2 protein-coding genes, 1 tRNA gene and 2 pseudogenes are annotated in these 4,185 nt (G+C 36.7%); 4 read left to right on the forward strand and 1 reads right to left on the reverse strand.

Going from position 1 to position 4,185, the window contains the following annotated elements; genetic code table 11:
- The first annotated feature begins 407 nt into the window (after positions 1-407).
- Positions 408-479: transfer RNA gene (locus tag WGMM_RS01825), tRNA-Asn, on the forward strand.
- Positions 480-512: 33 nt separating this feature from the next.
- A pseudogene (gpmI, locus tag WGMM_RS01830) lies at positions 513-2,033 on the forward strand (2,3-bisphosphoglycerate-independent phosphoglycerate mutase).
- A gap of 39 nt (positions 2,034-2,072) precedes the next feature.
- Here gpmI and fabD read toward each other — a convergent pair.
- Positions 2,073-3,052, reverse strand: a pseudogene (gene fabD, locus WGMM_RS01835) (ACP S-malonyltransferase).
- 128 nt (positions 3,053-3,180) lie between these two features.
- Here fabD and rpmE point away from each other — a divergent pair.
- On the forward strand, positions 3,181-3,384 hold the full coding sequence (gene rpmE / locus WGMM_RS01840; protein WP_038249235.1) for a 50S ribosomal protein L31: 204 nt from the start codon (positions 3,181-3,183) through the stop codon (positions 3,382-3,384).
- 38 nt (positions 3,385-3,422) lie between these two features.
- Positions 3,423-4,185: NAD kinase (locus WGMM_RS01845; RefSeq protein WP_038249237.1), on the forward strand; the 763-nt coding region annotated here is incomplete at its 3' end.

Raw genomic sequence — 4,185 nt, forward strand, 5'->3', positions numbered from 1 at the left:
GTTTAAGAAATTTACCAAGTAGAAAAAAAGACAAAAGAATCCCCGAGTTAGCTAGTCTTTTACTATCTCTGCTGAGTATTGGCATTTTTTTGATGTCTTGTAACGCTTTATAAGCGCGTTCAGCTTATTTTAGATAAAAATCTAAGGATAGTAGATGAAGTTTTGAAAGACATACAGTATCTATATACTGCAAAAAATTGAACATAAGACGCCGATACACTAGATAATCTTTACCTTTTAATCTGCAGATTGGGCGAAAGCAAATACAATAGCTTCAGTTTCATGATAAGAGGGCTGGCGGAGTTTTGTCAAGTAAGTTTTTTCGTTTCTGTGACCAGTTGGACTTAAAGTCTACACAAAAAACGTTTACAACCAACGTTCAACATGGTAAATTAAAAACGGTTTATTCCTCGGTAGCTCAGTGGTAGAGCAGTTGGCTGTTAACCAATTGGTCGCTGGTTCGAATCCGGCCCGGGGAGCTCTTGTCTGTTGAATTTTAGTGTTGATTTTATATGGGCATTAAATCAGTCGTTTTATGTATACTAGATGGCTGGGGAAATGGAGTAGAAAACGGTAAATACAATGCTATTAGCAACGCAAATCCACCCTGTTGGCAATATATTAGCTCTAATTATCCAAAATTGCAGTTTATCCGCCTGTGGAACTGATGTGGGGTTACCTGGTGGTCAAATAGGTAACTCAGAAGTTGGCCATATGAATATTGGCGGTGGTAGAGTAGTAATGCAAAGCCTTCAGCGCATTAATCAAGAGATTGGAACAATAGAAAACAATGTAAATCTACAAAGTTTTATTAATGATCTAAAAAGTAAGAACGGAGTATGCCATATAATGGGATTGGTGTCCGATGGTGGTGTTCATTCGCATCAAAAGCATATTTCAACTTTAGCAAATAAAATATCACAGCATGGAATAAAAGTGGTGATACATGCATTTTTAGATGGCAGAGACACATTGCCAAATTCAGGAAAAAAATGCATTCAAGAATTTACAAAGAGTATAAAGGGAAATGACACAAGAATTGCTACTGTTTCTGGGCGTTACTATGCTATGGACCGTGACAACAGGTGGAAGAGAACAATCGAAGCTTATGAGGCTATCGCATTTGCAAAGGCACCTTGCCATGATAATGCAGTATCGTTGATTGATGAAAATTATCAAAATAACATAACTGATGAGTTTATTAGGCCCGCAGTAATAGGTGACTATCAAGGTATAAAACCAGAAGATGGAGTGCTGTTGGCCAACTTTCGTGCTGATCGAATGATACAATTAGCAAGTATTTTGCTTGGCAAAACAGATTACGCTAAGGTAGCAAAATTCTCTTCAATTTTAAGTATGATGAAGTATAAAGAAGATCTCAAAACTCCTTATATTTTTCCTTCTACTTCTTTCGCTGATACTCTAGGACAAATAATAGAAGACAATAAATTACGACAATTACGTATCGCCGAAACCGAGAAATACGCTCATGTGACTTTCTTTTTCAATTGTGGAAAAGAAGAACCTTTCTCTGGTGAAGAAAGAATACTCATTCCCTCACCAAAAGTTCAAACTTACGATTTGCAGCCCGAAATGTCAGCCTTCGAGCTTACAGAAAAGCTTATAGAAAAAATTCACTCCCAAGAATTCGCACTGATAGTTGTAAATTACGCTAATCCTGATATGGTAGGGCATACAGGTAATATAAAAGCAGCCGAGAAAGCTGTGCTAGCTGTAGATGATTGTCTTGCGAAAGTGCTGAATGCTGTTAAAAAGTCAAGCAACACCGCATTAATTGTTACTGCAGACCATGGTAACGTGGAATGTATGTTCGATGAAGAAAATAATACACCTCATACAGCACACACTCTAAATAAAGTGCCATTTATTGTGTCTTGCGATAATCTAAAACTAAGAGACGGAAGGTTATCTGACATTGCCCCCACTATTTTACAGCTACTTGGAATTAAAAACCAAACGAAATGACAGGCAGTTCGTTGATTTCTTGCATTACCCTCTGTCATTCCAGCTAGGCAGCGTTATGCACCGGAATGACATCAAGTAGATGTGTTTTAACTTAATCCAACTTTTAAATTTTCGCTGTTAGCACTAATGATTCATTAAAGAAGCTGTCAATATCACCAATACTATCTATATTTTTTGTACTGATAGATTGGTCAATTCTTTTGACCAAATTAGATAAAACTTTATTAGGGCCAATTTCAACAAATTTGTTAATGCCACGGCTTGACATATACAAAACCATTTCTCTCCATTTCACTCTGCTTACAACTTGCTTGGCGAGTAAAGTTTTTATAACTTTGGGATCACTCTCCTCTTTAGCTGTAACATTTGATATCAAAGGAACTATAGGACGGGTTATTTTAATACCCTTCAAAAACTCCAAAACTTTTTCATCAGCAGGTTTCATAAGAGATGAATGAAAAGGCCCACTAACCTGTAATTTAATTAGTTTCCTCACACTCGAGTTTTTGAATAAATCGGGTAACATTTCAAGAGCTTCTCTAGTGCCACTTATAACCACTTGTCCGCCACCGTTATCGTTTGCAATTTCACAAATTCCGTCAATTTGAACTGATTTCAATATATCTTCCACTTCATTTATCTCTGCTCCAAGCAACGCAACCATTCCGCCTTTACATTTCAGTGAAGCTTCATGCATTGCTTCGCTGCGAACTTTCAGCAGCTTGATTGCAGACTCAAGCGTTAACGCTCCTGCAGCACACAGCGCTGTATATTCGCCAACTGAATGCCCACAAACATATTTAACATTGTGATCAGTGAAAAGAGATTTGCCAAACACATGCTCCATAACACGTAGCATTGCAATTGATACTGCCATTATAGCTGGCTGAGCGTTTTCTGTAATGGTTAATTCTTCAATAGGACCGTTGAAGATTAAATGAGACAGCTTTCTACCCAATATGCTATCTACTTCATTAAATACTTGTCTTGCAACGGAAAACTCACTATATAAGCTCCTTCCCATTCCTACAAACTGAGAGCCCTGACCAGGGAAAGCGAAAATCATGATAACTATTATTTACTCCCTATTGAGTATAACATTTTATCTATTTTTTGTCAATATTTTAGAATAATGATTGACTTAGTGAATTAAGTTCACTAGAATATTGACTGGCTAAAAGTTTATAAGCAACAATGAATTATCATAAAATTATTATAGTTATGACAGACGGTCAAGAGTTTGGAACTCGTTCCACTTATGGAAAGGAGGGAGACAGGGTAAAGCTTGATAGAGATCCTCTTACTCACCCCGCATGGACTGGAAGTTTGACAAGCGGGTTAGCAAGTAAAACTAGCAAATTAGCTAAGTTTAACGATAAATATGGAAGCATTTTCTAATTTTCCTCCTCTTTAAGTTTTAGAGAGTTTACTGAAGCATGCATAAATACAAAAATATAGGCTGTGTTGCTTCTCCATCACCAAAATCGCAGGAAGTATCTAAGCTATTGAAGAAACTTAATTTTATCAATATAACAGAAGAAAATAAGTCCGAAATCGATCTATTGATAGTTGTTGGCGGTGATGGCTTTATGCTACGCACTTTGCACAATTACGTCATAGAAAATAAAAACATGCATGTGTATGGGATAAACACTGGCAATGTTGGGTTTTTGATGAATAAATGCTTTAGCTGCAGTGAAGATTTAATTGATCATATAGAGCATGCAACTTCAACTCAGTTAACTTTGCTAAAAATGGAAGCAACAGACACAAGTGGCAAGAGATATCATTACATAGCAGTAAACGAAGTATACGTTTTTAGAAAAGCGAACCAAATAGTAGAGATGAATATTACTATCAACGATAAGCTAAAAGTAGAGAAATTTAGAGGGGACGGAGTAATATTATCTACCCCCACAGGCAGCACTGCATACAACTTCTCTGCCGGTGGCCCAATCTTGCCGCTAAATTCAAATTTACTTGCACTCACTTCTATCAATAGCTATTACCCAAGGCATTGGAATGGAGCACTAATCTCAAATGATACGATCGTACAAATTGACATTAACGACACAAAAAACCGTCCAGCACTTGTAGTATCAGATTACAAGGAGTTTCATAATATATCACAGATAAAAATACAAAAAGACCACGAAAACACAATAACTTTGCTTTTTGACAAAGATTACCCTCTGAATG

This window comes from Wolbachia endosymbiont of Glossina morsitans morsitans, from assembly GCF_000689175.1.
GTDB lineage: Bacteria > Pseudomonadota > Alphaproteobacteria > Rickettsiales > Anaplasmataceae > Wolbachia > Wolbachia pipientis.

What these genes read in the sequence shown, in the direction of transcription:
- rpmE (WP_038249235.1), top strand. Translation starts at nt 3,181, where the DNA reads ATGAATTATCATAAAATTATTATAGTTATGACAGACGGTCAAGAGTTT.